The following is a 2,298-nucleotide window of genomic DNA, read 5'->3' as shown; positions in this document are numbered from 1 at the left end:
GTCGGGGCGGGCCAGGCCGGCGGCCGCGGCGCACGGCGCGCCGTCCTCGACCCCGAGGGTGCCCCAGGCCGCCGGGCCGGGCGGCAGGGTGCGGAAGGTGGCGGCGATGGTGGTGCGCAGCGCGGCGTCGTCGGCGACGGCCATCGGGGCGGCGGCGACCAGCTCGCACGGGTGCGCGGTGCCGTTCGGCGCCTCGGGGGCGACCAGGATGAACGGTTTGGCCTTGCTGGTCTGCACGGCGGAGGCGAGGCCGTCGAAGACGTCCGGGACCTCGGCGTCGGCGGTCTTCCTGGGGGTGGCCGCGTGCATCACGACGACCGGGAAGCGGGCGTTCGGGTCCTTGGCGTACTGGGCGGGCAGCCAGACCCGGACGTTGCGCGGGTGGCCGTCCGGACCGGGGACGGCGGACTGCAGCAGCTCGCCGCCGCCCGGGTGACCGACGCTGTCGAACCGGCTGACGACGGGCGCCGGGGACGGTGTCGGCGCGGCCTCGGCGACGGCGTCCACGGCGTCGGCCGGCGGAGCCGCCTGCCACCCCCCGGCCGGACGGCCGGCTCCGCCCTCCGGACCGTCGAACCGTCCGGCGAGCGAACCGGCCGGGCCGCTCGTCCCGCCACCGCTCAGCGCCCCGAACGTGCCCAGCGCCGTCAGCAGCGTCAGCACGGTGACGCAGACCCCGCAGACCAACGCCCCGGCCGCCCGCAGCAGCATCGGCCGCTGTTCTCCGGCCAGCCCGTACGTCGCCGCCGCCCGGAGGTCGCGCCAGCGCAGCAGCGCGCCGCGCGCCAGCCAGACCCCGCCCCCGGCGGCGGTCAGCAGGGGAATGACCAGAAGCGAACGGACCATGGGACGCACCACCTCGGAGGAGGGCCGGCCGGCCGGACGGGCCCGGCGCCGTACGGGACGCGACGGCCCCGGCGGTGGGGCGCGGTCGGCCCCCAGCGTGCAAGACGACCCGGGGCCCGCACGCGCGGGTGCCCGGCGCGTAACGCACATTCACTCGAAGGTGGGACGCCACACTCGGGCGGGAAGCCGAACCGGCGCCCCGCGCGGCTGCCTCGAACGCCCGCCCGCCCCTGCGGTCGGCTCAGCCCGCCCTTAGCGCCACCGTCATCGCCTCGACGGCGAGCAACGGGTCGACGTTGCGGTCCAGCGCCTGGCGGCAGGCGAGCACCGCCTCGATCCGGCGCAGCGTGGCCTCCGGCGGACCGGCCTGGGCGACCCGGTCCAGCGCCGGCCGCTGGTCCTCGTTGGCCAGCACACCGGACGAGCCGAGCTGCAGCGCGAGGACGTCCCGGTAGAAGCCGAGCAGGTCCAGCAGGGCGACGCCGAGGGTCTCGCGGCGGGTCCGGGTGGCCCGGCTCTTCTGCCGCTTCTCCAGTTCCTTGACCGCTCCGGCCATGCCGCGCGGCGCCTTGCCGCCCTCGGCCGCGCCGTAGACGGCCTTGAGGTCGTCGGTCTCCTTGGCGTCCTGGGTCTCGGCGAGCGCCTCGGCGTCGGCCTTGGCGGTGTCGACCAGGCGCTGGGCGGCGGCCAGGCAGCCCCCGATGTCGCCGACCTCCAGCGGGATCCGCAGGACGTCGGTGCGGCGGGTCCGGGCCTGCTCGTCGACGGCCAGCCGGCGCGCACGGTCGACGTCGCCCTGGCCCGCCAGCGCGGCCAGCCGGGCGGTGTGCGGCTCGACGCCGTCGCGCCGCGTCAGCATGTCGGCGACCGCCTCGGCGGCCGGGGTGCGCAGCACTAGCAGGCGGCAGCGGGAGCGGATGGTCGGCAGCACGTCCTGCACCGAGGGGGCGCAGAGCAGCCAGACGGTGCGCGGGGACGGCTCCTCCACGCCCTTGAGCAGCGCGTTGGCGGCGGCCTCGGTGAGCCGGTGGGCGGCGTCGACCAGGATCACCGACCAGCGGCCGCCGGTCGGGTAGCTGGAGGCACGCAGCACCAGGGCGCGCATGTCGCCGACGCCGATGGACAGGCCGTCGGTGCGGACGTACTTCACGTCGGCGTGGCTGCCCGCGAGGACGGTGTGGCAGCCGTCGCAGAAGCCGCAGCCGGGCGTGCCGCCGAGCGCGAGGTCGGGGCTGGTGCACTGGAGCGCGGCGGCGAAGGCCCGCGCGGCGGTGGTCTGGCCTGCGCCGGGCGGCCCGGTGAACAGCCAGGCGTGCGTCATCAGCGAGGCGTTGCCGCCCGCCCCCGGCTCGGCGCCGCGCCCGACGCCGACGTCACCTCCGCCGGACTGACTCCCGCGGACCATCCGCTGCTGGGCGCCGTCGTGGTCCTCGCCGACAGCGACGGCCTGCT

Annotated in this window: 2 protein-coding genes; both read right to left on the bottom strand. The window is 77.5% G+C overall.

All coding sequences use genetic code 11. The annotated features are described in order from the left end of the window. Positions 1 to 846 (bottom strand): alpha/beta hydrolase (locus ABD308_RS12540; RefSeq protein WP_486327019.1); only part of this gene is annotated, 846 nt, incomplete at its 3' end. Between the two features lie 241 nt (positions 847 to 1,087). Beyond that, positions 1,088 to 2,298 (bottom strand): DNA polymerase III subunit delta' (locus tag ABD308_RS12535; RefSeq protein WP_425554752.1); only part of this gene is annotated, 1,211 nt, incomplete at its 5' end.

Origin of the sequence: Kitasatospora putterlickiae (genome assembly GCF_039527695.1) — a bacterium.
GTDB classification, from domain to species: Bacteria; Actinomycetota; Actinomycetes; order Streptomycetales; family Streptomycetaceae; genus Kitasatospora; species Kitasatospora putterlickiae.
This window is presented reverse-complemented; position numbering and strand designations above follow the sequence as displayed.